This is a genomic window from Streptomyces sp. SCUT-3 (assembly GCF_014083985.1).
Lineage (GTDB): Bacteria > Actinomycetota > Actinomycetes > Streptomycetales > Streptomycetaceae > Streptomyces_H > Streptomyces_H thermolineatus.
Window position 1 is genome coordinate 4830931 of record NZ_CP046907.1, and the last position, 25704, is coordinate 4856634.

At 73.4% G+C, this 25704-nt stretch carries 18 protein-coding genes and 1 tRNA gene; 7 read left to right on the top strand and 12 right to left on the bottom strand.

Annotated elements, in window-relative coordinates:
• Positions 1–126 precede the first annotated feature (126 nt).
• The gene (gene pyk / locus GQS52_RS21325) at positions 127–1566 is read left to right on the top strand and encodes a pyruvate kinase (RefSeq protein ID WP_182314953.1); all 1440 of its coding nucleotides are present in this window, start codon (positions 127–129) and stop codon (positions 1564–1566) included.
• 100 nt (positions 1567–1666) lie between these two features.
• Here the strand turns inward: pyk and GQS52_RS21330 are convergent, their stop codons facing one another.
• Both GQS52_RS21330 and GQS52_RS21335 read right to left on the bottom strand, forming a co-directional pair.
• Positions 1667–2431, bottom strand: a complete 765-nt coding sequence (locus GQS52_RS21330) for a transcriptional regulator (protein ID WP_182314954.1) — start codon at positions 2429–2431, stop codon at positions 1667–1669.
• Positions 2432–2540: 109 nt separating this feature from the next.
• Positions 2541–2613 (bottom strand) — tRNA-Leu (locus GQS52_RS21335).
• A gap of 160 nt (positions 2614–2773) precedes the next feature.
• Here GQS52_RS21335 and GQS52_RS21340 point away from each other — a divergent pair.
• A complete protein-coding gene (locus tag GQS52_RS21340) occupies positions 2774–3352 on the top strand; it encodes a response regulator (RefSeq protein WP_182316621.1) in 579 nt (192 codons plus the stop codon).
• A 115-nt stretch (positions 3353–3467) separates the two neighbouring features.
• Here the strand turns inward: GQS52_RS21340 and GQS52_RS21345 are convergent, their stop codons facing one another.
• From GQS52_RS21345 to GQS52_RS21375, 7 genes are all read right to left on the bottom strand, one after another.
• Positions 3468–4184 carry an ABC transporter ATP-binding protein gene (locus GQS52_RS21345; protein ID WP_182314955.1) on the bottom strand — a complete coding sequence of 239 codons (717 nt, stop codon included), beginning with the start codon at positions 4182–4184 and terminating at the stop codon, positions 3468–3470.
• On the bottom strand, positions 4181–5065 hold the full coding sequence (locus GQS52_RS21350; protein ID WP_182316622.1) for an ABC transporter ATP-binding protein: 885 nt from the start codon (positions 5063–5065) through the stop codon (positions 4181–4183). Before GQS52_RS21350 ends, GQS52_RS21345 begins: the two co-directional genes overlap by 4 nt.
• Positions 5066–5073: 8 nt before the next feature.
• Positions 5074–6789: a branched-chain amino acid ABC transporter permease gene (locus tag GQS52_RS21355; protein ID WP_182316623.1), complete on the bottom strand. Its 1716-nt coding sequence runs from the start codon at positions 6787–6789 to the stop codon at positions 5074–5076.
• A 5-nt stretch (positions 6790–6794) separates the two neighbouring features.
• Entirely contained in the window at positions 6795–7724 is a 930-nt protein-coding gene (locus GQS52_RS21360) for a branched-chain amino acid ABC transporter permease (protein ID WP_182314956.1), read from the bottom strand.
• Between the two features lie 90 nt (positions 7725–7814).
• On the bottom strand, positions 7815–9047 hold the full coding sequence (locus GQS52_RS21365; RefSeq protein WP_259370899.1) for a branched-chain amino acid ABC transporter substrate-binding protein: 1233 nt from the start codon (positions 9045–9047) through the stop codon (positions 7815–7817).
• A gap of 666 nt (positions 9048–9713) precedes the next feature.
• Positions 9714–10196, bottom strand: coding sequence for a hotdog fold thioesterase (locus GQS52_RS21370; protein ID WP_182314958.1), 483 nt, complete (start codon positions 10194–10196; stop codon positions 9714–9716).
• Between the two features lie 47 nt (positions 10197–10243).
• Positions 10244–12562: an FdhF/YdeP family oxidoreductase gene (locus tag GQS52_RS21375; RefSeq protein ID WP_182314959.1), complete on the bottom strand. Its 2319-nt coding sequence runs from the start codon at positions 12560–12562 to the stop codon at positions 10244–10246.
• 162 nt (positions 12563–12724) lie between these two features.
• Here GQS52_RS21375 and polA point away from each other — a divergent pair, with 162 nt between their 5' ends.
• On the top strand, positions 12725–15454 hold the full coding sequence (gene polA / locus GQS52_RS21380) for a DNA polymerase I (protein ID WP_182314960.1): 2730 nt from the start codon (positions 12725–12727) through the stop codon (positions 15452–15454).
• Here the strand turns inward: polA and GQS52_RS21385 are convergent.
• Entirely contained in the window at positions 15385–16362 is a 978-nt protein-coding gene (locus GQS52_RS21385) for a DUF4184 family protein (RefSeq protein WP_182314961.1), read from the bottom strand. The genes polA and GQS52_RS21385 overlap by 70 nt on opposite strands.
• A 199-nt stretch (positions 16363–16561) precedes the next feature.
• Here GQS52_RS21385 and GQS52_RS21390 point away from each other — a divergent pair, with 199 nt between their 5' ends.
• A complete protein-coding gene (locus GQS52_RS21390; RefSeq protein ID WP_182314962.1) occupies positions 16562–17944 on the top strand; it encodes a lytic transglycosylase domain-containing protein in 1383 nt (460 codons plus the stop codon).
• A 274-nt stretch (positions 17945–18218) separates the two neighbouring features.
• On the opposite strand, the gene GQS52_RS21395 is transcribed toward GQS52_RS21390, so the two are convergent.
• A complete protein-coding gene (locus GQS52_RS21395) occupies positions 18219–20942 on the bottom strand; it encodes an ATP-dependent helicase C-terminal domain-containing protein (RefSeq protein ID WP_182314963.1) in 2724 nt (907 codons plus the stop codon).
• 67 nt (positions 20943–21009) lie between these two features.
• Positions 21010–21915 (bottom strand): class I SAM-dependent methyltransferase, encoded by a 906-nt coding sequence (locus GQS52_RS21400; RefSeq protein ID WP_182314964.1) that lies wholly within the window; start codon positions 21913–21915, stop codon positions 21010–21012.
• A gap of 322 nt (positions 21916–22237) precedes the next feature.
• Here GQS52_RS21400 and rpsA point away from each other — a divergent pair, with 322 nt between their 5' ends.
• From rpsA to coaE, 3 genes are all read left to right on the top strand, one after another.
• Positions 22238–23734, top strand: a complete 1497-nt coding sequence (rpsA, locus tag GQS52_RS21405) for a 30S ribosomal protein S1 (RefSeq protein ID WP_182314965.1) — start codon at positions 22238–22240, stop codon at positions 23732–23734.
• Between the two features lie 273 nt (positions 23735–24007).
• Positions 24008–24919: a PAC2 family protein gene (locus GQS52_RS21410; RefSeq protein ID WP_259371172.1), complete on the top strand. Its 912-nt coding sequence runs from the start codon at positions 24008–24010 to the stop codon at positions 24917–24919.
• A 92-nt stretch (positions 24920–25011) separates the two neighbouring features.
• On the top strand, positions 25012–25626 hold the full coding sequence (coaE, locus tag GQS52_RS21415; protein ID WP_182314967.1) for a dephospho-CoA kinase: 615 nt from the start codon (positions 25012–25014) through the stop codon (positions 25624–25626).
• Positions 25627–25704: the final 78 nt, after the last annotated feature.

The window sequence follows — 25704 nt, forward strand, 5'->3', positions numbered from 1 at the left end:
GCGCACCCGTCCGGAGCACCCGTCCGCCGGACCCTCCCGACGCACCCGCAAAACCTCCACCAAGACGTCCACGCGCCGCAGCCGCGACAGAACCGTCTACCAACAGGTAGCACCTAGGCTCGACCCATGCGCCGAGCAAAGATCGTCTGCACCCTCGGGCCCGCCACCGGCACCTACGACCGGATCAGAGCCCTGGTCGACGCGGGAATGGACGTCGCCCGACTCAACATGAGCCACGGCACCCACGCCGAACACAGCACCCGCTACGACCACGTCCGTACGGCCTCCGACGAAACCGGACGCAGCGTCGGTGTCCTCGCCGACCTCCAGGGCCCCAAGATCCGACTCGGCACCTTCGCCGAAGGGCCCGTCCTCCTCGAGGCCGGCGACCCCTTCACCATCAGCTGCGAGAACGTCCCCGGCGACCGTCACCGCTGCAGCACCACCTACCCCAAGCTCTCCACCGACGTCGCCCCCGGCGACCACATCCTCGTCGACGACGGCCGCGTCACCCTCGAGGTCACCCGCATCGACGGCCCCCGCGTCCACACCACCGTCCTGGACGGCGGCATCCTCTCCGACCACAAGGCGATCAACCTCCCCGGCACCACCACCACCTCCCTCCCCGCCCTCTCCGACAAGGACGTCCGCGACCTGAGGTGGGCCCTGCGCCGGGGCGCCGACCTCGTCGCCCTCTCCCACGTCCGCAACGCCCACGACATCGACCACGTCCACCGCGTCATGGACGAGGAGGGCCGCCGGCTCCCCGTCATCGCCAAGATCGAGAAGCCCCAGGCCGTCGAAAACCTCCCCGCCGTCGTCGACGCCTTCGACGGCATCATGATCGCCAGGGGCGACCTCGGCGTCGAAACACCCCTCGAGGACGTCCCCCACATCCAGAAACGGGCCGTCAAACTCGCCAGGCGCAACGCCAAACCCGTCATCGTCGCCACCCAGATGCTCGACTCCATGGTCGACGCCTCCCGCCCCACCCGCGCCGAGGCCTCCGACGTCGCCAACGCCGTCATGGACGGCGCCGACGCGCTCATGCTCTCCGGCGAGACCGGCATCGGCGCCCACCCCGTCGAAGCCGTCGAGACCATGGCCCGCATCATCACCGCCGTCGAGGAGGAGACCCTCGCCGCCGGCCTCGCCCCCCTCGCCGCCCGCGACAAGCCCCGCACCCAGGGAGGGGCCGTCGCCCGCGCCGCCGCCGAGATGGGCGACTTCCTCCACGCCACCCACCTCGTCGCCTTCACCGCCAGCGGCGACACGGCCCGCCGACTCGCCCGCTACCGCCCGCCCGTCCCCGTCCTCGCCTTCACCCCCGAACCCGCCACCCGCTCCCAGCTCTCCCTCACCTGGGGCACCGAGACCTTCCTCGGGCCCGTCGCCGCCAACACCGACGAGATGGTCGGCCAGGTCGACGAACAACTCCTGCGCATCGGCCGCTGCAAGCCCGGCGACACCGTCATCATCACCGCCGGCTCGCCCCCCGGGACCCCGGGCAGCACCAACCTCGTCCGCGTCCACCACATCGGCGAACGCGCCACCCGCCGCGCCTGACCCGCGCCCGGCCCGCACCGCCCGCCGCGCGCAACCCGCGCCGCCCGGCACCGCCCGGCACCACCTGCGCCCCGACCGCCCCGCACCGGCCGGGGCGCGCTCAGTACTTGGCCCCCACGTGCAGGTCCATCAACGCCACCGACTCCCGCCGCGCCACGGAGATGTTGCGCGCCCCCGTGCGCTTCCAGGCGACGCCCAGCCGGTCCAGCGTCGCGGTGCACAGCCGCATGATGTCCTCCGACGCATTGGTGAAGAAGTACCGCGGGTACTCGTAGTGCCTGGGGCCGTCGGCGAGGTGCCGGACGATCCGGTTGGTCGTGCGGCAGCCGTCGGAGTGGAACAGCCCGCGGACCAGTTCCCAGGGGTGGGAGTCGGCCATGTCCTGCTGCCAGGGCTCCAGCCTGATGCGCCGGTGGTGCTTCCTGCCCGGACCGTGCTGGGGGAAGTGGCAGACCAGGTGCTTGGAGTAGACCTTGACGTAGGTGCAGCCGGGGGCCCGCACACGGCACACCCTGTTGCCCGGCCAGACCGCCTGCACGGCGCCCGCGGCCGCGTCGATGAGCCCGGGCCAGCGGTTGTCGCACGCGATGCGCAGGCACTGCACCCCCCTGCGGTGGGCGCTGATGCAACCGTCGCCGAGGTAGAGGCCGAGAAGGTAGACGTATTCGGCGGCGGGGGCGGGCGGAGACGGTGTTTCGGCACACAGGCCGCACGACGTCCCGCTTCTGCGGGGCAACGGCTCGATGCGCACCGTCCATTCCCGGATCGCGGAGCGGGATATGCCGGTGTGTCTGCTGACCGAGTTGAGGCTGCGGCCGTCGGAGAGGAGGGCGAGGGCGTGCCTGCGCGTTTCCAGGTCGTACACGGGCACGAGAATGGCCCGGGCCTTCACGTGACGGGCGGGATCGGGGGTTCGTTCACCCTGACCGGCGAAAGCCGTCTACATGTTGGATACCTTGGAATAAAAGGGAAAATGCCCCGGGTGGGATTCGAACCCACACTGAATACTGTTTGAGAGTATCGCCTCTGCCGTTGGGCTACCGGGGCTCCTTTGAAACGAAGGATAGCGGAGACCCTTCGTGCCTCAAACATACAGGAGCTGGGTACTCTCGTGGGGCACCCCTGCCCAGAAGCGAGGAGCACAGTGAGCACCGCTGACGCGCCCGATGAGCCCGCTGCCACCGACGAGCAGCAGCACGTCCCCCCGATGACCACCCGGGTCGTCATCGCCGAGGACGAAGCACTGATCCGCCTCGATCTGAAAGAGATGCTCGAGGAGGAGGGGTACTCCGTGGTCGGCGAGGCCGGTGACGGCGAGACCGCGGTCCGGCTCGCGGAGGAGCACCGCCCCGACCTGGTGATCCTGGACGTGAAGATGCCGGTGCTCGACGGCATCTCGGCGGCGGAGCGGATCGCGGGCGCGAGCATCGCACCGGTGCTGATGCTGACGGCGTTCTCCCAGCGCGAGCTGGTGGAGCGGGCGCGGGACGCCGGTGCGATGGCGTACCTGGTGAAGCCGTTCAACAAGAGCGACCTGGTGCCGGCGATCGAGATGGCGGTGTCGCGGTACACCGAGCTGCGGGCGCTGGAGCGGGAGGTCGCGGACCTGGCGCAGCGGCTGGAGACCCGCAAGCTGGTGGACCGGGCGAAGAGCGTGCTGCAGACGAAGTACGGGCTGACCGAGCCCGCGGCGTTCCGCTGGATCCAGAAGACGTCGATGGACCGGCGGATGTCGATGCAGGCGGTGGCGCAGGCCGTGATCGAAGAGGTGGCGGAGGAGAAGTAGTCGGCGCCCGGGCCGGGCGTGCACGAGGGCCCGTACCGGGTGGATCCGGTACGGGCCCTCGTGTCGTGCGTCCGGTGTGCGGTGCGTCCGGTCGGGTCCGGTCCCGCAGGGGTGCTCAGTCCTCGCCGAGGTAGGCCTTGCGGACGGACTCGTCGTGGAGGAGGTCGGCTCCGGTGCCGGAGAGGACGATCCTCCCGGTCTCCATGACGTGTCCGGTGTCGGCCAGGGAGAGGGCGGCCTGGGCGTTCTGCTCGACGAGCAGGATGGTGGTGCCCTGCGCCTTGAGTTCGGCGATGGTGGCCATGATCTTCTGCATCATGATCGGGGAGAGGCCCATGGAGGGCTCGTCGAGCATGAGCAGTTTGGGCTGCGACATCAGGGCGCGGCCCATGGCGAGCATCTGCTGCTCGCCGCCGGACATGGTTCCCGCGGCCTGCTTGCGGCGTTCCCCGAGGATGGGGAAGAGGTCGTAGGCGCGCTGGATGTCCTTGTTGATGCCGGCGGCGTCCCTGCGGAGGAAGGCGCCGAGGCGGAGGTTCTCCTCGATGCTGAGGCGGGGGAAGATGTGGCGGCCCTCGGGGGAGTGGGCGAGCCCGAGGGAGACCACCTTGTGGGCGGGGACGGACGCGAGGTCCTGCCCGTCGAAGAGGATCTTCCCGGAGAGGGGCTTGAGGAGCCCGGAGAGGGTGCGCAGGGTGGTGGTCTTGCCCGCGCCGTTGGTGCCGATGAGGGTGACGACCTGGCCGGCCTCGACGCTGAAGCTGATGCCCTTGACGGCTTCGATCTTGCCGTAGGCGACTCGGAGGTCCTCGACCTCGAGCAGTGCGGTCATCGCTGCTCCTCCTCGTCGGTGGTGGTGCCGGCCGCGGGGGTGCCGGTGCGGGTGGCGGCTTCGGCCGCTTCGACCTCGGCGGCCTCGGCCTGTCCGGGGTCGTCCTCCATGGGGGTGCCGATGTAGGCGGCGATGACGCGTTCGTCGCTCTGGACGGTGTCGGGGGTGCCCTCGACGAGCTTCTCGCCCTGGACGAGGACGGCGACGCGGTCGCAGAGGTTGAAGATGAACCGCATGTCGTGCTCGATGACGAGGACGGCGATGCCGCGGTCGCGGATGGCGAAGACGAGTTCCTCGGTGGCGCGGGTCTCCTGCGGGTTCATGCCGGCGGTGGGCTCGTCGAGGAGGAGCAGGCCGGGGTCGCTGGCGAGGGCGCGGGCGATCTCGAGCTTGCGCTGCTCGCCGTAGGGGAGGTTGCGGGAGAGGTGGTCGGCCTTGTGGGCGAGGCCGGTGAACTCGAGGAGTTCCATGGCCTTGTCGCGGGCGGCCTTCTCGGCCCGCTTGAACCCGGGGCCGCGCAGGAGGGCGGAGAAGAGGCCCTCCTTGGTGCGGGTGTGTCCGCCGACGAGGACGTTCTCCAGCACGGTCATGTTGGGGAACAGCCGGATGTTCTGGAAGGTGCGGGCGATGCCGGCGGCGGTGACGAGGTGGGGCTTGGGGGGCAGGACCTTGCCCCGGTAGGTGACGCTGCCTTCGGTGGGCACGTAGAGGCCGGTGAGGCAGTTGAAGAAGGTGGTCTTGCCGGCTCCGTTGGGGCCGATGAGGCCGACGATCTCTCCGGGGTTGACGGTGAGTTCGACGTTGCGGACGGCGGTGAGGCCGCCGAACCGCATGATGACGCCGGAGGCGTGCAGGAGGGGTGCGGTGGTGTCGGTGCTCATGGGGGTGTTCACGCCCCTGCCTTGGTGAGGCCGGCGGTCTCGTCCGGCGTCTTCTGGTCGGGGACGGTGGGCGGTGCGGTGTCCTCGTGGAACTCGAGCTGCTTGCGCCGGTCGGCGATGAGGCCCTCGGGGCGGAACCGCATGAGCAGGACGAGGGCCAGGCCGAAGAGGAGCAGCTGGTAGTCCTGCATGAACTGGAGCTTGGCCGGGATGAGGTAGAGCAGGGAGGCGCCGAGGAGGGGGCCGCTGATGGTGCCCATGCCGCCGAGGATGACGGCGGCGAGGAGGAAGGCGCTGTTGGGGGGGACGGGTCCGGCGAACAGGTACTGCTCGGGGACGACGGTGTAGGAGACGTGGGCCTGGACGGTTCCGGCGAGTCCGGCGAGGGCCGCGCCGAGGGCGAAGGCCATGAGCTTGAGCCGGAAGGTGTTGATGCCCATGGCGGTGGCGGCGGTCTCGTCCTCGCGGATGGCGACCCAGGCGCGTCCGATGCGGGAGTTGTTGGCGCGGGCGAAGACGAGGACGACGACGGCGGTGAACACCAGCATCAGCAGGTAGTAGTTGGCGAACCTGCCGAGGGTGATGCCGCCGATGTCGTGGGGCTGCCCGAAGTCGTACCCGAGGATGACGAGGTCGGGGATGTTGGGGACGCCGTTGGGTCCGCCGGTGATGTTGGGGCCGGAGGAGCCGTCCATGTTGTTGACGGCGATGCGGAAGATCTCGCCGAAGCCGAGGGTGACGATGGCGAGGTAGTCGCCGCGCAGCCGCAGGGTGGGTGCTCCGATGACGACGCCGAAGACCAGGGAGGCGGTGGCGCCGACGAGGACGGCGGCCCAGAAGGGCAGGTGGACGTCGAAGGGGGAGGCGGGGGAGCCGGAGACGAGGGCCGCGGCGTAGGCGCCGACGCCGAGGAAGGCGACGTAGCCGAGGTCGAGGAGTCCGGCGAGGCCGACGACGACGTTCAGGCCGAGGGCGACGGTGGCGAAGATGAGGATGTTGGCCGCGACGGAGGTGTACTGGTCGCTGGTCTGGGTGAAGGGGAACGCCGCCGCGGCGGCGAAGGCCGCGCCGACGGTGACGGTGCGGTGCTTGGCGGTGAGGGCGTTGAGCCTGGCGATGAGCCCGGACTTGCTCAGGGCGGCGGCGGTGAGGCCGACGGTGATCAGGTAGCCGGTGAACAGCTCGCCGTACTCGGTGTCGATGCCGTAGGTGATGACGTACAGGCCGGCGCCGAAGGCGGCGACGATGATCAGGATCTCGGCCCAGGAGCCCAGTTCGCGGGTGGCCGCGGGGGCGCGGGTGTCGTCGGGGAGGAGGAACGCCCCGGCGACGGGGACGGCGGAGGCCGCTGCGGCGACCCATGCGCCCGGTTCGAGGTGGACCAGGCCGCCGAGGGTGGCGGCGATGGAGACGACGGTGAACCAGGTGGTGCCCAGGCCGGCGAGGGCGCTCAGCCGCAGGGCCTTGGTGGTGCCTGCGGGGGCGAGCCAGCGCAGGCCCTTGACGCCGAGGGCGGCCAGCGCGAGGGCGAGGGTGATCAGGCCGGAGGCGAGGGTGAGGAGCTGGAGTCCGCCGGGGTACCCGTAGACGGTGAGGTTTCCGGGGTAGGCGGAGGTGTAGGTCCAGGCCAGCAGGGTGCTGCCGGCGGTGGCGAGTGCTCCTGCCGCGGTGATGACGCGGGCGGTTCCGGCGGGGACGGCCGGGCGTCCGGTGGTGGTGTTCATCTGCCTCACGCCCTGTCCGTGACGCGCTCGCCGAGGAGGCCCTGCGGCCTGACCAGGAGCACGACGATGAGGAGTACGAAGGCCCACACGTTGGCCCAGGCGCCGCCGCCGAGCTGCGACATGCCGGGGATGTCCTGGATGTAGGCGGTGGCGAGGGCTTCGGCGAGGCCGAGGACGACTCCGCCGAGCATGGCGCCGTAGATGTTGCCGATGCCGCCGAGGACGGCCGCGGTGAAGGCCTTGAGGCCGGCGATGAAGCCCATCATGAAGTCGACCTGGCCGTAGCGCAGTCCGTGGGCGACGGCGGCGACGGCGGCGAAGGCGCCGCCGATGGCGAAGGCGGTGACGATGATGCGGTCGGTGTTGATGCCCATGAGCTTGGCGGTGTCGGGGTCCTGCGCGGTGGCCTGCATGGCGCGGCCGGTGCGGGTCTTGGACACGAACATGCCGAGGACGATCATGCACAGCGGGGCGGCGAGCAGGAGGAACAGGTCGGCGGGCTGGAGGCGGATGCCGATGACGGAGAAGGCGTCGCCGTCGAACTGCGGGAAGGAGCGGGCCTTCTTGGCGTCGGGGTAGAAGGCCCAGACGATCTGCTGCAGGGCGATGGACAGGCCGATGGCGGTGATGAGGGGCGCCAGTCGGGGGCCGCCGCGCAGCGGGCGGTAGGCGAAACGTTCCGCTGCGGTGGCGGTGGCGACGGAGGCCAGGGCTCCGCCGACGAGCATGACGGGTACCGCGATCCACATGGATGTTCCGGACGGCAGGAACAGGAATGTGGTGAGGGCGCCGAAGCCCCCGATCATGAATATCTCGCCGTGGGCGAAGTTGATGAGCTGGACGATGCCGTAGACCATGGTGTACCCGATGGCGATGAGGCCGTACATCGCGCCGAGTATCAGGCCGTTGGCCAGCTGTTGCGGCAGTTCGTGCACCGCAGGCCTCCGATGAGTTTGTCGGACGGTATGCCGCGCGGGGGCGCTGGTGGCGCCCCCGCGCGGTTGGGTGGTGTGGGCGGTCCGGGATCAGCCGGTGTAGGTGCCGCTCTCGACGGACACCCACTCGCCGTCCTTGACCTGGTAGACGGTCAGCTGCTTGTTGGTGGTGTCGCCGAAGTCGTCGTAGGAGACCTTGCCGGTGACGCCGTCGAAGGAGACGTCGCTCATGGCCTCGACGACCTTGGAGCGGGCGTCCTCGGGGAGCTTGCCGTCGTTGGCCTCGACGACCGCCTTGACGGCCTCGATGATCGACCAGGCGGCGTCGTAGGAGTACCCGCCGTAGGCGGCGTAGGGGTCCTTGTAGCCGGCGGCGTTGTAGCTCTCGATGAACTCCTTGGCGGAGGGGAGCTTCTCGACGGGCTGGCCGACGGAGGTGGCGTAGTCGCCGTCGGCGTTGTTGTTGGCGAGCTTGATGAACTCGGGGTCGTAGATGCCGTCGCCGCCCATGACCGGGATGTCGGAGCCGGCCTTCTTGATCTGGTCGGACAGCGGGCCGGCCTCGGGGTACTGGCCGCCGTAGTAGACGGAGTCGGCCTTGGCGGCCTTGACCTTGTCGGCGATGGCGGAGAAGTCCTTCTCGCCGACGTTGAGGCGGTCGGTGCCGACGACCTTGCCGCCGAGGCGCTCGAACTCCTCGGCGAAGATCTTGGCGAGGCCGGCGCCGTAGGTCTGCTTGTCGTCGATGACGAAGACCTTCTTCTTCTTCGCCGTCTCGTAGTAGTACTTGGCGGCGAAGCGGCCCTGGATGATGTCCGTGGTGGCCGTGCGGAAGTAGGTCTTGAAGGGGCGCTTGAGGTCGCCGTCCGCCCACTTGCTGCCCTGGCTGAGGTCGGGGCTGGTGTTGGCGGGGGAGACCTGGGTGAGGCCCGCGTCGGCGAAGACCTTCTGCATGGACTGGGAGACGCCGGAGTTCAGGGGGCCGACGACGCCGAGGACGTCGGAGTCGGCGACGAGCGTGGTGGCGTTCTGCTGGCCGGAGGAGGGCTTGGCCTGGTCGTCCAGCGCCTTGATCTCGAAGGTGACGCCGGGGACTTCCTTGTTCTTGTTGGCCGTCTTGACGGCCAGGTCCGCGGAGTTCTTGATGCCCTGGCCCAGGGCGGACAGGTCACCGGTCAGGGGGGCGTCCACGCCGATGACGACGGTGGTGCCCCCGCCTTCCGAGCCGCCACCGGCGGAGTCGTCACGGGACCCGCAGGCCGTGAGGGTGAGGGCTCCGGTGGTGAGGATGCTGGTGAGAACGAGCAAGGAACGGTGACGCACGATCAGTCCTTTCCCAGGGCGCGGCTTCCTCCCATTGAGGTGCCGAGTCGCGCGCTTGTACCGAAAGGTTGGTCGATCCTTCGGCGCGGTGACTGGCGGTGACTCTAGGGGCGGGGCGGCCGGTCGGACAGAGGGGGACCGATGATGTGACTGTCTTGTTATGGCCGGTATTGGAGGTAGTGCTTCCGGATGGTCGGGGAAGAGCGCCTCGTTCGGTTCAACTTCCTTGATCCACAAGGGAGTTTGCAGTTCGGGCATCGGTCGGCGGCCGGGGATCCGGATGCGTGGTACACGCACCGGATGTGAGGTCTTTCGAGGTCACGCGCGTAGATTCCGCCCGGCGTCCTCCGGGACCCCCGCATTGCAGAAATGTTACACACCGTTACGGCGGCGGGTCGTGGCACCCCGACGGCCGGCCGTCCGGGGCCCCTCCGGGACCCGGCCGGAACCCGGTCGGGCCCTTCCCCGCCCGCCCTTCCCCGCCCGCCGGTCCGCGTCCGCTTCCGCCTGCCGGGTCCTGGAACGACGCCGCCCCGCACGGCGTCCGGCGCGGGCCGGGGTCGTGCGGGGCGGAGTCGTGCGGGGCGGGGGCGTGCGGGGCGGAGTCGTGCGGGGCGGGGGCGTGCGGGGCGGGGGCGCCCCGGGCGGGCCGGGGCGCGGCGGGCCTCAGCCGGCAGAGCCGTCCGGGGCGGGGACGTCGCGCAGTACGCAGGTCAGGCGGGCACTGCACACGCGCCGCCCCTCCTCGTCGCTGACGGCGATCTCGTAGGTGGCGGTGGTGCGGCCGGTGTGCACCGGGGTGGCGACCCCGGTGACCGTGCCGGAGCGCAGGCCGCGGTGGTGGGTGGCGTTGAGGTCCACCCCGACGGCGAGCTTGCGCGCACCGCCGTGCAGCATGGCGCCGATCGAGCCGAGGGTCTCGGCCAGCACGGCCGAGGCGCCGCCGTGCAGCAGCCCGTAGGGCTGCGTGTTGCCCTCCACCGGCATGGTGCCGACCACGCGCTGCGCGGACGCCTCGATGATCTCGATCCCCATGCGGGTGCCCAGGTGCCCGGCGGAGAAGAGGGCGTGGAGGTCTATGCCGAGGCCTGCGTACTCCTCGACGACCTCGGGCGGGAACTGGATCTGGGTCTGGGTCTGCTCGCCCACGGGCCGGGCTCCGATCCTCGATGTCCTTGTAGTGTGCAGCGTTTTTATCAGGTGGTAGTGGCGGCCTCCAACCGGATCACCACCGACTTCGACGCGGGGGTGTTGCTGGTGTCCGCCGTGGAGTCCAGCGGGACCAGGACGTTGGTCTCGGGGTAGTAGGCCGCTGCGCAGCCGCGGGCGGTCGGGTAGTGCACGACGCGGAAGCCCGGGGCGCGCCGCGTGCTGCCGTCGGTCCACTCGCTCACCAGGTCGGCGTACGAGCCGTCGGCGAAGCCCGCCGCGGCCGCGTCGTCGGGGTGGACCAGGACGACCCGGCGGCCGCCGGTGATGCCGCGGTAGCGGTCGTCCAGCCCGTAGACCGTGGTGTTGTACTGGTCGTGCGAGCGCAGGGTCTGCAGCAGCAGCCGCCCGGCGGGCACCTCCGGGTACTCCACGGGCGCGGCGGTGAAGTGCGCCCGGCCGGTGGCGGTGGGGAAGGTGCGCGAATCCCTGGGGCCGTGGGGGAGGCGGAACCCCTCCGGCCGGCGGGCGCGGGCGTTGTAGTCCTCGAACCCGGGGACCACCCGGGAGACCGCCTCGCGGATGCGGTCGTAGTCCGCCTCGAACTCCTCCCACGGCACGGTGTCGCCGGGCCCGAGGACCGCGCGGGCCAGGCGGGCCACCACGGCGGGCTCGGACAGCAGCGCCTCCCCGGCCGGCGGCAGGGTGCCGCGGGAGGCGTGGACCATCCCCATGGAGTCCTCGACGGTGACGAACTGCTCCCCGCCCGCCTGCACGTCCCGCTCCGTGCGGCCCAGCACGGGCAGGATCAGCGCGCGGGCCCCGGTGACCGTGTGGGAGCGGTTGAGCTTGGTGGACACGTGCACGGTCAGCCGGCAGCGGCGCATCGCGGCCTCGGTGACGTGCGTGTCGGGGCTCGCGGCCACGAAGTTGCCGCCCATGGCGAAGAAGACTTTCACCTTCCCGTCGCGCATGGCGCGGATGGAGTTGACCACGTCCAGCCCGTGGCGGCGCGGGGGCTCGAAGCCGAACTCGGCGCCCAGGGCGTCGAGGAAGGCGGCCGGCGGCCGCTCGAAGATGCCCATGGTGCGGTCGCCCTGGACGTTGCTGTGGCCGCGCACCGGGCACACCCCGGCTCCGGGGCGCCCGATGTCGCCGCGCAGCAGCAGCATGTTGACGACCTCGCGGATCGTCGGCACCGAGTGCTTGTGCTGGGTCAGTCCCATGGCCCAGCACACCACCGTGGCCCGGGAGGCGCGGATCATGTCGAAGGCCGCGTCGATCTCCTCGCGGCGAAGCCCGGTGGCCTCCAGCACCCGCCCGGGGCCGCCCGCGCGCACGGCGGCGGCGAACTCCTCGAAGCCGGCGGTGTGCTCCTCGACGAAGGCGCGGTCGACCACGGTGCCGGGGGCCGCGTCCTCGGCCTCCAGCAGCATCCGGTTCCACTCGCGGAACAGGGCCTGGTCGCCGCCGATGCGCACCTGCAGGAACAGGTCGGTCAGCGCGGTGCCGCCGCCGAGCAGGCCGCGCGCGGTCTGCGGGTTCCGGAACCGCTCCAGCCCGGCCTCGGGCAGCGGGTTGACCGTGATGATGCGGGCGCCGGCCTTCTTGGCCCGCTCCAGGGCGGACAGCATCCGCGGGTGGTTGGTGCCCGGGTTCTGCCCGGCGACGATGATCAGCTCGGCCTTGTACAGGTCCTCCAGGGACACGCTGCCCTTGCCGACGCCGATGGTCTCGGTCAGCGCCGACCCCGAGGACTCGTGGCACATGTTGGAGCAGTCGGGCAGGTTGTTGGTGCCCAGCCGGCGGGCGAAGAGCTGGTAGAGGAAGGCGGCCTCGTTGCCGGTGCGCCCGGAGGTGTAGAAGACGGCCTCGTCCGGCGAGGCCAGCGCGTTGATCTCCTCGGCGACGATGCCGAAGGCCCGCTCCCAGCTCACCGGCCGGTAGTGGCCGTCGCCGCCGGCGCCCGGCTCGCCCTCGTAGAGCACCGGCTCGGTCAGGCGGCCCTGCTGGCCCAGCCAGTACCCGCTGCGTCCGGCCAGTCCGGAGACCGGGTGGCGGGCGAAGAAGGCGGGCGTGACCCGTCGCAGCGTCGCCTCCTCGGCCACGGCCTTGGCGCCGTTCTCGCAGAACTCGGCGAGGTGCCGCTCGCCCGGCCCGGGCTCGGGCCAGGCGCAGCCGGGGCAGTCGAACCCGCCGGCCTGGTTGACCCGCAGCAGGGTCAGCGCGGTCCGCCTCACGCCCATCTGCTGCTGGGCGGCCCGCAGGCTCTTGGCGACGGCCTTCGCCCCGGCGGCCGCGTGCTGCGGGGCACCGACCTCGGGCGCGTCCTGTACGGGGTCGCCGGCGGGAGCCTTTCCGGCCATGGTCGTCCTCCTAGCGGTGCGGGCGGTGCGGTGCGTACCGCCGATCCTCCCGCAGCGCCCGCGGAAAGCGAAGCGGGCCGGGAACGGCCGCGGGACGGCGCGGGGAGCGGTCGGCCGTCGCGGTGGCGGCGGGCTGTCGGTGCGGCGGCCTAGGATCGGCTCGTGGCAGCTACAGCATCGAAGACGGCAACGACGGGCACCGACGCGGCGAGGGGGGGCCGGCCGCGCCTGCTGCTCCTGGACGGGCACTCCCTGGCCTACAGGGCGTTCTACGCCCTGCCGGTGGAGAACTTCAACACCTCCACCGGGCAGCCGACCAACGCCGTCTACGGCTTCGCCTCGATGCTGGCCAACACCCTGCGCGACGAGGCCCCCACCCACCTCGCCGTCGCCTTCGACGTCTCCCGCAAGACCTGGCGGTTCGAGGAGTTCCCCGAGTACAAGGCGAACCGCGCCAAGACCCCCGACGAGTTCCGCAGCCAGGTCGGGCTGATCGGCGAGCTGCTGGACGGCATGTCGGTGCCGAGGTTCGCGGTCGAGGGCTTCGAGGCGGACGACGTCATCGCCACCCTGGCCACCCGGGCCGCCGCCGAGGGCTACGAGGTCCTGATCGTCACCGGCGACCGCGACTGCCTGCAGCTGGTCACCGACGACGTCACGGTGCTGTACCCCACCAAGGGCGTCTCGGAGCTGACCCGCTTCACCCCGGCCAAGGTCGAGGAGAAGTACGGGCTGTCCCCGCAGCAGTACCCCGACCTCGCCGCGCTGCGCGGCGACCCCTCCGACAACCTTCCGGGCATCCCCGGGGTCGGGGAGAAGACCGCCACGAAGTGGATCAAGCAGTTCGGGTCCTTCGCCGAGCTGGTCGAGCGCGCCGACGAGGTCAAGGGCAAGGTCGGCGAGAAGCTGCGCGAGCACCTGGAGGCGGTCAAGCTGAACCGGCGGCTGACCGAGATGGTGCGCGACGTCGTACTGGACTGCACCCCGGGCGACCTGGCCCGCGCCCCCTACGACCGGGACGCGCTGGCCGCGGTCCTGGACGCCCTGGAGTTCCGCAACCCCAACTTCCGCGAGCGGCTGTACGCCGTCGACCCCGGCGCCGCCGAGGAGGAGGCCGCGGCCGGGGCCGCGGGCGTCGAGGTCGACGGCACCGTCCTCGGCACCGGGCAGCTGGCCGGCTGGCTGGCCGCGCACGGCGCCGGGCCGCTGGGCGTGGCCACCGTCGACACCTGGGCCCTGGGCAGCGGCAACGTCGCCGAGATCGCCCTGGCCGCGGCCGACGGCCCGGCCGCCCGGTTCGACCCGGCCGAGGCCGACGAGGCCGACTCGGCGGCGTTCGCCGCCTGGACCGCCGACGCGGACCGGCCCAAGGTCCTGCACGACGCAAAGCAGGTCATGAGGGTCTTCGCCGAGCACGGCTGGAGCGTCGCCGGCGTCACCCTGGACACCGCCCTCGCCGCCTACCTGGTCAAGCCCGGCCGCCGCTCCTTCGACCTGGAGGGGCTGTCCGTGGAGTACCTGGGCCGCGAGCTGACCCCGACCGCCGCCGACGGCCAGCTGGCCTTCGGGGTCGACGAGCAGGCCGAGGCCGAGGCCCTGATGGTCAAGGCCCGCACCGTCCTCGACCTGGGAGAGCACCTCGCCGCCCGCCTGGAGGCCGACGGCGCCCGCGAGCTCCTGCGGGACGTCGAACTGCCCGTCAGCGCCCTTCTTGCCCGCATGGAGCGGGCCGGCATCGCGGCCGACCGCGAGTGGCTGGACCGCCTGGAGCAGCAGTTCGCCGCCGCCGTCCAGCAGGCCGTCACCGAGGCGCACGCTTCCGTCGGGCACGAGTTCAACCTCGGCTCGCCCAAGCAGCTGCAGGAGGTGCTCTTCGGCGAACTGGGCCTGCCGCGGACGAAGAAGACCAAGACCGGCTTCACCACCGACGCCGACGCCCTGGCCTGGCTGGCCGGGCAGACCGAGCACGAACTGCCCGTGATCATGCTGCGCCACCGCGAGCAGGCCCGGCTGCGCAGCACCGTCGAGGGGCTGATCAAGACGATCGCCCCCGACGGCCGTATCCACACCACCTTCAACCAGCTGGTCACCGCCACCGGCCGGCTCTCCTCCACCGACCCCAACCTGCAGAACATCCCGGTGCGCACCGAGGAGGGCCGGGCCATCCGCCGGGCGTTCGTCGTCGGCGAGGGCTACGAGTCGCTGCTGACCGCCGACTACAGCCAGATCGAACTGCGCATCATGGCCCACCTCTCCGAGGACGAGGCGCTCATCGCCGCCTTCACCTCCGGCGAGGACCTGCACACCACCGTCGCCTCCCAGGTCTTCGAGGTCGAACCGACCGCCGTCGACCCCGAGATGCGCCGCAAGACCAAGGCCATGTCCTACGGACTGGCCTACGGGCTCTCCGCGTTCGGCCTCTCCCAGCAGTTGGGCATCACGCCCGAGGAGGCCCGCCGGCTGATGGAGAACTACTTCCTGCGCTTCGGCGGGGTGCGCGACTACCTGCACCGCGTCGTCGAGGACGCCCGCGTCACCGGCTACACCGAGACCGTCCTGGGCCGCCGCCGCTACCTGCCCGACCTCAACAGCGACAACCGGCAGCGCCGCGAGATGGCCGAGCGGATGGCGCTCAACGCCCCCATCCAGGGCTCCGCCGCCGACATCGTCAAGATCGCCATGCTGAGGGTCGACGACGCCCTGCGCACCGAGGGGCTGTCCTCCAGGATGCTGCTGCAGGTCCACGACGAAGTGGTCCTGGAGGTCGCCCCCGGCGAGCGGGAGGCCGTGGAGGAGCTGGTCCGGCGGGAGATGGGCGCGGCCTACCCGCTGCGCGCCCCGCTGGACGTCTCGGTCGGCGTCGGCCCCGACTGGGAGTCGGCGGCCCACTGACCGTCCGCCGCGCCGGCCGCCGGGGGCCCGTCCCGACGGCCGGCGCGGGCCCCCGGCGGCAGGGCCCGGCCCGCCCGCACCCGCGCCGCCCGCACCCGTGCCGCCCGCACCCGCGCCGCCCGCACCCGTGCCGCAGCGGCCAGGAGCAGCAGCCCCGCCGCCAGGCCCGCACCGGCCCCGAACATCGCCGTCGGCACGAAGTCCGTCGTCCTCGCGCCGTCGCCCAGCACGGCGGCGTAGCGCACGCACCGGTGCACCGCCCCGGCGGCCGCGCACCCCAGGACCAGCACCCGGGCCGCGGCACGGCCCCACGCCGTGGCGGGCGCGGCCCCCGGCGGCAGCGGCCCGTCCGGCGCCCGCCGCACCGCGCTCGCGCACCACGCCCCGAGCAGCGCCAGCGCCAGGGCCGACGACCCGTACTGCACCACCAGGTACGCGGGAACGCCCGCCACCACCGTGTCCAGCCCCGGCACCAGCCGCACGCCCCAGCGCCCCGGGTGCGTGAAGGAGTCCCACAGCACGTGCGAGGCCGCCCCCAGCACCGCCGAGAACCAGAACCACGCCGCGGCCGCCACGGGCGGCCGGCCGCGCAGGGGCCGGCCGTGCAGCACCGCGTACGCGCGCCCGGCCCACCGGCGCGACAGCAGCGCGGCCACCGGCCCGCGCAGGGCGAGCCACACCCCCACCAGCGCCGCCGCCACCAGCGGGTCCACCAGCACCGTGCCCCAGGGGGTGTGCGTCACCTGCCCGTGCACGAACAGCCCGCCCGCCGCCGAGGCGGCGAAGTACGGCACGTCCGGGGCGAACGACCCGGCGACCAGGGCCGAGGCCACCAGCGGCCCCCGTCCCGCGCCGTCGCGCCGCACCAGCGGCAGCACCGCCGCCGCATGACTCGCAGTGAAAGGCATCCTTCTCCCCGGCTCGTGCGTCTGATCATTGTGCGGGAACGCCCCGCGAGCCCCACGGTCCTGCGCACTCCTGCCACAGGCTTGTGACGAAGCGGTGGAGAGCCGCGTCGGGCCGGTGTTCCCGGGCATGGAGTTGGCGTACTGTCACCTGGACCCAGGGCCGGGCGACTCGGAGAAGGCAGCGGAGGGGAAACGACGAATGGCACCGCGGTTCGGACGACGGATGGGCAGGGGAGTCGCCGGCACGGCCATAGCGGCAGCGGCGATGGCGGCACTGACCGCCTCCCAGGCACCGGGCCTCGCCTCGGCCCAGCCCGCGAGCAGCACACCGGACCTGCCGCCGTCCGGCGCGCCCGACGGCGGCGGCGACTCCTCCTACTACACCGACCTGCCCCCGCTGACCGTCCCCGACAGCCCGGCCGCCGGCATCCCCGGATCGGTCAACAGCGGCGGCATACCCACCACGGTCCTGGCCGCCTACCAGCGCGCCGAGACCGCGATCGAGGGCAGCGTCCCCGAGTGCGGGCTCCCCTGGCAACTGCTCGCCGGCATCGGCCAGGTCGAGTCCAACCACGCCCGCGGCGGCAAGGTCGACGTCCACGGGACCACCCTCAGCCCGATCCGCGGCCCCCAGCTCAACGGCGAGGGATTCGCCGAGATCCGCGACACCGACGACGGCGAGTACGACGGCGACGCCACCCACGACCGGGCCGTCGGGCCCATGCAGTTCATCCCCTCCACGTGGGCGACCTGGGGCGCCGACGGCAACGGGGACGGCAGGCGCGACCCCAACAACGTCTTCGACGCGGCCCTCGCCGCCGGCCTGTACCTGTGCGCCGACGACCGCGACCTGGACGACGACGCCCAGCTGGACCGGGCCGTCCTCAGCTACAACCACAGCCGGGAGTACCTGCGCACCGTCAGGTCCTGGTACGAGTACTACCTCACCGGTTCGCACGAGACCCCCGACACCGCCGGGGACGGCTACGCGCCCGGGGACTGGGCGGCCCCCGCGGCCCCCGCAGTCCCGGCCCCCACGTCCGGCAGCAAGCCCGGGAAGGGGACGGGCGGTTCGGGCGAGGACTCCGGCCGCCCGGGCAAGGGCTCCGGCGGGAAGGGGAAGCCGGGCAGTCCCTCCGACCGGGAGACGCCCCCCGCCGAGGAGGACACCGCGACCCCCCGGCCCACCCCGTCCCCCTCCAAGAAGCCCGGCCGACCCACCCCCACGCCCACCGAGACCGGCGGCCAGACCCCCGCCCCCTCCCCGAGCTGCCCGGCGGAGACGCCGACCGCGACGCCGAGCGGGACGCCCACCGCGACGCCCACCGCGACGCCGAGCGGGACACCCACCATGCCTCCGGCCCCCACGCCGTCGGAGTCCACCACCCCCGCCCCCACCCCGCCCGGGGACGGGGAGGACGAGGACCCCTGCGCCGCACCGGCCCTCGGTGACGGGGCCGGCGAGGACGGGGGGACGGACGGCACGGACGCCGCGGACGGCGGAACCCCCGACGGCGGAACCCCCGACGGGACCGCCGGAGCGGCCGCCGACGACGCCGTCCTGCGCCGCGAGACCGCCTGACCGGCCGTCACCGGCCGCGTCCCGGCGCCCGGCCCGACGCCCGGCCCGGTGCCCGGACCGGACCGGCCCGGCCTGTACCGGCCCGGGGGCAGGGCCCCCGGGCCGGTGCGGGCCGGGCCTGCCCGCATCCGGTGCCCCGGTCCCTCCCACCCCGCCGTGCCGCCTCCCGGCGGCGGTGCGTCGCCCGCGCGGGTACGCCCCGCGCGGGCGCGCCGAGGCCGGTGGGGTCGGTGAGGCCGCGGGCAGCAGGAAGGACACGCCCGCGGCCCCGGTGTCAGCGGTGCCCGGCCGACCCGCGCGGGGAGACCCGGCGGGTCGGCTCGGCGCCGGCGGGGTCCTGCGGCCAGGGGTGCCTGGGGTAGCGGCCGCGCAGTTCGGCCCGCACCGCGCGGTAGCCGTCCCGCCAGAACGACGCCAGGTCCGCGGTGACCGCGGCCGGGCGTCCCGCGGGGGAGAGCAGGTGCACCAGCACCGGGACCCTCCCGCCGGCCAGCGACGGCCCGCGCTCCCACCCGAACAGCTCCTGCAACTTCACCGCCAGCACCGGCTGTTCGCCCGAGTAGTCGATCCGGATCCGCGATCCGCTCGGCACTCGGACGCGTTCCGGCGCCAGTTCGTCGAAGCGCCCCGCGTCGCCGGAGGCCCAGGGGAGCAGCCGGGCCAGCGCGGCACCCGCGTCGACCCGCTCCAAGTCGGACCGGCGCCGCGCCGCGGCCAGCTCCGGGCCCAGCCACTCGTCCGCCCGTTCCAGCAGCGCCGCCTCCGAGACGTCCGGCCACGGCTCGCCCAACTCGCGGTGGAGGAAGGCCGTCCGCTGCCGCACCCCCACCGCCTCCGCGGTCCAGCGCAGCAGTCCGGTGCCCTCGCGCCGCAGCCCCTCGGCCAGCGCGGCCCGCACGGCGGCGGGGTCGGGTGCGCGCAGCGGCCGCGAGGCCAGCTCCACCGCGCCCAGACGCTCCACGGCCCGGGCCACCACGTCGCCGTCCCCCCAGACGACCTCCTCGCCGGCGTCCAGCAGCGGTGCGGCGGCCCGGCGCGCGGTCCCCTCGTCGACCACCGCGGCCAGCCGCACCCGCGCCGACGCGGCGTGCGCGGGCCGGTCCGCGACCGCCACCGCCAGCCACGGCGCCCCGGCCAGGCGGGACCCCTCCGGCAGCTGCGCCGCCGTGCCCGACACCATCAGGTACGACCCGCCGCCGCGCGCACGCGCCACCCGCTCCGGGAACGCCAGCGCGGCGACCAGCCCGGCCACGCGGTCGTCGGACGCCCCGTCACCGGCCCCCGCCGGCGCGGAGCCCGCCCCCGCGGACCCGGTTTCGGCCCCCGCCCCGGCACCCGCGGTCGGCCCCGCGGCGGGCTCCGGGGCGGGCCCTGCGGCGGTGGGGCCGTCCACGTCCCGCAGCGCGCCGAGCAGCCGCCTCACCTCGGCGCGCCAGCGCGCCGCGTACCCCGCGTGCCGGCCGTCCCCGCCGCGGCGCACCGTGCGCCACACCTCGACCAGGTCCTCGCCGCCGGCCTCCCGCGGCGGCTCCTCCGACAGCAGCGCCACCACCTCGGCAGCCTGACGGGGGCCCACCAGCGCCGCGCCGTCCAGCAGTGCCCGGGCCAGCCGCGGGTGGAGCCCCAGGCGGGCCATCGCGGTGCCCCGCGCGGTCACCCGGCCGGCGGCGCCCGCACCGCCCCGTCCCCCCGCCCCTCCCGCACCGGGCGCGCCGACCGCGCCGACGGCCCGCAGTACCTCCCGGGCGGCGGCCAGCGCGCCCGCGGGCGGCGGGTCCAGCAGCGCCAGGCCGGCCCCGTCCGGGGCGCCCCAGCAGGCCGCCTGCAGGGCGAAGGAGGACAGGTCGGCCACCGCGATCTCCGGCGAGGGCCACCGGGGCGCCGACGCGTCCTCCGCCTGCGACCAGCACCGGTAGACCACGCCCGGCGCCTCGCGCCCGGCCCGGCCCGCGCGCTGGCGAGCCGCCGCCCGCGAGACCCGCACGGTCACCAGTGAGCCCAGGCCGCGGCCGTGGTCGGTCCGCGGTTCGCGCGCCAGCCCCGAGTCCACGACCACCCGCACCCCGGGCACCGTCAGGCTCGACTCGGCGACCGACGTCGCCAGCACCACCCGGCGCCGGCCGCCCGGGGCGGACCCCCGCAGCACCTCGTCCTGGACGGACGCGGGGGCCTGCCCGTGCACCTGGAGCACCTCGGCGTCCGTCCCGGCGAGCTGCCCGGCCACCGCCGCGATCTCGCCCACCCCGGGCAGGAAGCACAGCACGTCGCCGTCCCGCTCGCCCAGGGCCCGCCGGACCACCGAGGCGACGTGCCGGACCAGCGCCGGGTCGACCCTCGTCCCGTGGGCGGGGCGCACCGGCCGCGCGGGCGGCGCCCACACCACCTCCACCGGGTGCGAGACGCCCTGCGCCTCGACCACGGGCGCCGGCCCCTCCGCGCCCCCCACCAGCCGCGCCCACGCGGCGGTGTCGGTGGTCGCCGAGGCGGCCACCAGCCGCAGTTCCGGGCGCAGTGCGGCCCGCACGTCCAGCAGGAACGCCATCGCGGTGTCGGCGTCCAGGTGCCGCTCGTGGCACTCGTCGAGCACGACCGTGCCCACCCCGGCCAGTTCCTGGTCGCGCTGCAGACGCTGCAGCAGCACGCCGGTGGTCACCACCTCCACCACCGTCTCCCGGCCCACCCGCCGCTCGCCGCGCACGGTGAAGCCGACCCGCTGCCCCACGTCCTCGCCGAGCAGCCAGGCCATCCGCCGGGCCGCGGCCCGGGCGGCGATCCGCCGCGGTTCGGCCACCACCACCCGGCCGGGCGTGCCGGGCGGGGCCCCCGCCCCGCCGCCGGGGGAGGGCAGCAGACCGGCCAGGGCCAGCGGCACCAGGGTGGTCTTGCCGGTCCCCGGCGGCGCCGCGAGCACCGCGGTGCCGCGCTGCTCCAGCGCGTCGAGGAGCGCGGGCACGCAGGAGCGGACGGGCAGCAGGTCGAGGGCGCGGGTGCGGATCACCCGCCCAGTCTCCCAGCGGCGGGAGTCCCGCCGGCGGCGCACCGTGCCCCGCCCGGGCGTGCCGGGGTCAGTCCCGCAGGCAGACGAAGACCGCAGTGCCGGGGATCAGGCGGCCGCGCAGGGGGCTCCAGCCGCCCCACTCCTGGCGGTTCCACGCCGGCCACTCCGGCTCCACCAGGTCCACCAGGCGGAAGCCGGCGGCGGCGATCTCGCGCACCCGGTCGCCGAGGGTGCGGTGGTGCTCCACGTACTCGGTCCGGCCCGAGGGGCCCTGCTCCACGTACGGGGTGCGGTCGAAGTAGGAGGAGACGGCGGTCAGCCCCTCGGGCCCCGGCTCGTCGGGGAAGGCCCAGCGGATCGGGTGCGTCACCGAGAACACCCAGCGCCCGCCCGGCCGCAGCACCCGGTGGACCTCGCGCATCACCCCGGCGGCGTCGGCGACGAACGGCAGGGCGCCGTAGGCGGAGCACGCCAGGTCGAACGAGCCGTCGCGGAACGGCAGCGCCCCGGCGTCGGCCTGCACGACCGGGACGGGCGCGGGGGCGTCCCCGCCCGTCCCGCCCGCCCGCGCGGCGAGCCGGGCGTCGATGCGGAGCGAGTGCTGCAGCTGGCGGTGGGAGATGTCCAGCGCCACCGGGCGCGCCCCGCGGCCGGCGAGCCAGCGGGAGCACTGCGCCGCGCCGGCCCCGATCTCCAGCACCGACAGGCCCTTCAGCCGGTCCGCGGGCCCCAGCAGCCCGGCGGTCTCCTCGTCGAGGCCCTCGGGGCCCCACACGAACCGGTCGTCGCCGAGGAAAGCGCCGTGCTCGTCCTGGTACTCGTCGGCGTTGCGGTCCCACCAGGAGCGGTTGGCCCGGCTGCTCTCCGCCCCGCCGGCCTCGCGCCGCACGGCCTGCGCCTCGTCCGGGTCCGCCTGCTGTGCGTCCGCCGGCGGCCCGTCCGCGGGCCGGGGGGACCCCGGGTGTTGATTCATCGTGAGCGCCGCGTACCCTTACGTATCGACCTGTGGCTGCGGGGTGCGTCTTGCCTCGCCGCAGCATGGAACAACCAGTGTGCCGGGTGTGGGGCTTTTGCCCTGAGCGTGCTCTTCGCGCATTGACCGTGCCCGGCTGCCCCCGTATGCTACAAGTTGCGCTGCGGGCCTGCGCACCTCGGACGGAGCAGGCTGCGCTCGCATCTGTTGCAGGATGCAGGACCCCCGGTTTTCCGGGCGGGCTCACTCTCCAGCAGAGCGATACGGGCTCCTGGCGCTGCAGTACCTACGACTCACTGTCCGTACCGGAGCCCTTTTCCTAATGACGAGCAGCACCGAGGCCCCTCGTACCACCAAGCAGGTGGCGGTCAACGACATCGGTAACGAGGAAGCCTTCCTCGCCGCGATCGACGAGACGATCAAGTACTTCAACGACGGCGACATCGTCGACGGCGTCATCGTGAAGGTCGACCGGGACGAGGTCCTGCTCGACATCGGTTACAAGACCGAGGGTGTCATCCCCTCGCGCGAGCTTTCCATCAAGCACGACGTCGACCCCAACGAGGTCGTCGCCGTGGGCGATGAGATCGAGGCCCTCGTCCTCCAGAAGGAGGACAAGGAGGGTCGTCTGATCCTGTCCAAGAAGCGCGCCCAGTACGAGCGCGCCTGGGGCACGATCGAGAAGATCAAGGAAGAGGACGGCATCGTCACCGGTACCGTCATCGAGGTCGTCAAGGGTGGTCTCATCCTCGACATCGGCCTCCGCGGCTTCCTCCCCGCCTCCCTCGTGGAGATGCGTCGCGTCCGCGACCTCCAGCCCTACGTGGGCAAGGAGCTCGAGGCCAAGATCATCGAGCTGGACAAGAACCGCAACAACGTGGTCCTGTCCCGCCGTGCCTGGCTGGAGCAGACCCAGAGCGAGGTCCGCCAGACCTTCCTCACCACCCTGCAGAAGGGCCAGGTGCGCTCCGGCGTCGTCTCCTCCATCGTCAACTTCGGTGCGTTCGTGGACCTCGGCGGCGTCGACGGTCTGGTGCACGTCTCGGAGCTGTCCTGGAAGCACATCGACCACCCCTCCGAGGTCGTCGAGGTCGGCCAGGAGGTCACGGTCGAGGTCCTGGACGTCGACATGGACCGCGAGCGCGTCTCCCTGTCGCTCAAGGCGACCCAGGAAGACCCGTGGCAGCAGTTCGCCCGGACCCACCAGATCGGCCAGGTCGTCCCCGGCAAGGTCACCAAGCTGGTTCCGTTCGGTGCGTTCGTCCGCGTCGACGAGGGCATCGAGGGCCTGGTCCACATCTCCGAGCTGGCCGAGCGCCACGTGGAGATCCCGGAGCAGGTCGTCCAGGTCAACGACGAGATCTTCGTCAAGGTCATCGACATCGACCTCGAGCGCCGTCGCATCAGCCTCTCGCTGAAGCAGGCCAACGAGGCCTTCGGTGCCGACCCGACGGCGGTCGAGTTCGACCCGACCCTGTACGGCATGGCCGCGTCCTACGACGACCAGGGCAACTACATCTACCCCGAGGGCTTCGACCCGGAGGCCAACGACTGGCTGCCCGGCTACGAGAAGCAGCGCGAGGAGTGGGAGGCCCAGTACGCCGAGGCCCACGCCCGCTTCGAGCAGCACCAGGCGCAGGTCATCAAGGCCCGCGAGGCCGACGAGCAGGCCGGCGACGAGGCTGCTGCGGCTCCGCAGGGCGGCGGCGCCGCCGGCGGCGGCTCGTACTCCTCGGACTCGGGCGACACCTCCGGTGCCCTGGCCTCCGACGAGGCCCTGGCCGCGCTCCGCGAGAAGCTGGCCGGCGGCCAGAGCTGAATCCCGCGAGGCGCAGCATCCGCGAGGCTGAACCCGGCTGAGCGGCGCTGAACCGCACGAGGCCCCACCCAGTACGCCGGGTGGGGCCTCGTCGTGTCCAAAGCACCGCACCGCGACCCGCCCGGTCCGCCCTCCCGCAGGCCGCCGACCGGCGGGAATGCGAACGCCCTTCCGGGAGTTCACCCTCTCGGACCGGCGGACCGCCGGCCCGTAGGGCCCCGGGGCCCAGGGGAGGAAGGGAGCACGGTGCAGGATCCGCAGGAGTTGTACACGATCGAACCGGGGGCCGACGAGGCCGTGGCGCAGGCCGCCGGGGAAACCGGGCCGGTGCTGCTCCACCACCTGGAGGGGTTCATCGACGCCGGCGACACCGGCGCCCAGGTGGTCCGCAGGCTCCTGGACGGCCGGCCGCACCGGCTCCTCGCCCGTTTCGACACCGACCGGCTCGTCGACTACCGGGCCCGCCGCCCCCTGATGACGTTCGACCGTGACCGCTGGTCCTCCTACGCGGCCCCGCAGACCACCCTGCACCTGGTCGACGACGCAGCCGGCACCGCGTTCCTGCTGCTGTCCGGCCTCGAACCGGACACGGAGTGGGAACGCTTCACGGCGGCGGTGCAGCAGCTCGTCCGGCGCTTCGGCGTGCGGATCGCGGTCAACTTCCACGGCATCCCGATGGGGGTGCCCCACACCCGGCCCGTCGGGCTCACCCCGCACGGCAACCGCATCGACCTCGTCCCCGGTCACCGCGACTGGTTCGACGAGGCCCAGGTGCCCGGCAGCGCCGACGCCCTGATCGAGCTGCGCCTGACCGAGGCCGGCCACGACGTGCTGGGCGTCGCCGCCCACGTCCCCCACTACCTGGCCCGCTCGGTCTACCCGCCGAGCGCCCTCGCGGTCGTCGAGACGGTCACCGCCGCGACCGGGCTGGTCCTGCCCGACGTGGCAGCCGCCCTGCGCGCCGAGGCGCACCGGGTGCACGAGGAGATCGACCGGCAGATGGCCGACGGCGACCGGGAGCTCCTGCAGGTCGTCAGGGGCCTGGAGAGCCAGTACGACGCCGTGGCGGGGGCGGGCGGCCGCGAGAACCTCCTCGCCGAGCCGGCGGACCTGCCCTCCGCCGAGGAGCTCGGCGACGAGTTCGAGCGCTACCTCGCCGAGCAGGACCTCGACGGCGGATCGTGACCCGGCCCGCCGGGGCCGCCGGGCCGACCGGGGCCCGGCTGCCCGCGGGCCCGACAGCGCGCCCGGGCACGGCACCTCGTAGTCTGTCCGGCATGCTGAAGATCGGACTCACGGGCGGAATCGGCGCCGGCAAGAGCGAGGTCTCGCGCCTCCTCGCCTCCTACGGGGCGGTGGTCGTCGATGCGGACCGCATCGCCCGGGAGGTCGTCGAGCCGGGCACGGAGGGCCTGGCCGCGGTCGTCGCCGAGTTCGGCGAGGGGATCCTCACCCCGGAGGGGACCCTGGACCGGCCCCGCCTCGGCGCGGTCGTCTTCAACGACCCCGAGCGCCTGCGGGCGCTCAACGCGATCGTCCACCCCCTGGTCGGCCGCCGTTCCGCCGAGCTGGAGGCGGCGGCCGGTCCCGGGGACGTCGTGGTGCACGACGTCCCGCTGCTCACCGAGAACGGCCTCGCGCCGCTGTACGACCTCGTCGTGGTCGTCGACGCCTCCCCCGGGACCCGGCTGGACCGGCTGGTGCGGCTGCGCGGCATGACCGAGGAGGAGGCCCGCGCCCGCATGGCCAACCAGGCCACCCGCGAGCAGCGCCTGGCCGTCGCCGACGTCGTCATCGACAACGACGGCCCCCTCGAAGCGCTCGAACCCCGGGTCCGCGCCGTCTGGGACGACCTGCGCAGGCGCGCCCGGGCCGGCGGCGCGGCAGAGTAGCGGAAGCCGGAGGACCCACCCCCGCCCGGGTGATCGGCGCCCACCGCGACGAGCAGGTCGCGGCCTTCGCGCCGCACG